Annotated in this window: 1 pseudogene; it reads right to left on the minus strand. The window is 67.4% G+C overall.

What is annotated here, in order from left to right:
* Window positions 1–477: pseudogene (locus C2L80_RS13545) on the minus strand (GGDEF-domain containing protein); the annotation flags it as partial.
* Window positions 478–607: the final 130 nt, after the last annotated feature.

Below are 607 nucleotides of genomic sequence, written 5' to 3' on the forward strand. Positions count from 1 at the left end.
GTCGGAGAACGTGAAGCGCTCGTACACGCCTATCATGTTGCCGCCCGTGCGCTCGTCCAAAAACGGCTCCAGCACGCCCCGATCGGCGGCCGCGGCGGTCGAGGCCATCTGCTCGTCCGTGAGCCTCGCAGCGTTGGCGTTGTCCGTGCGGTACACCGCGCCCGTGTTCAGGTCGACGCACACGTACACCGTGCCGTCGTCATCCATCCCGAACAGCGCCAGCTTCTCGATCAAGCGGTCCTCGTCGTCGTGGCGCTGCACGGAAAGCTCGGCGGCGAACAAGTCGAGCGTGTCCAGGTCCTTCTCGAAGAACGTGTCGAGCGCATGCTGACCTTGCGCCGTCACCTCCAGCACGTCGGTCACGGACTTCTCCCACAGCGAGTCCTGCACGAAGCGCGCGAACAGCACCGTGCCGGCGATCACGGCCACGGACGCCGCCGCCACGAGGATCGAGATGAGCGTCTTGCGCGACTTCATGAGGACGCATCCGCCCCCTCGGCCAGCAGGCTGCGCAGCTGATCCTCGGCTTGGGCGGCCGTCGCGCCTTCGAGCAGGGACGCCACGCTCTGGCGCAGCGCGCCCCAGACGGGCAGGAGGATGTTGTCGT

The sequence above is a fragment of the Rubneribacter badeniensis genome, assembly GCF_002899695.1.
Classification (GTDB): domain Bacteria; phylum Actinomycetota; class Coriobacteriia; order Coriobacteriales; family Eggerthellaceae; genus Rubneribacter; species Rubneribacter badeniensis.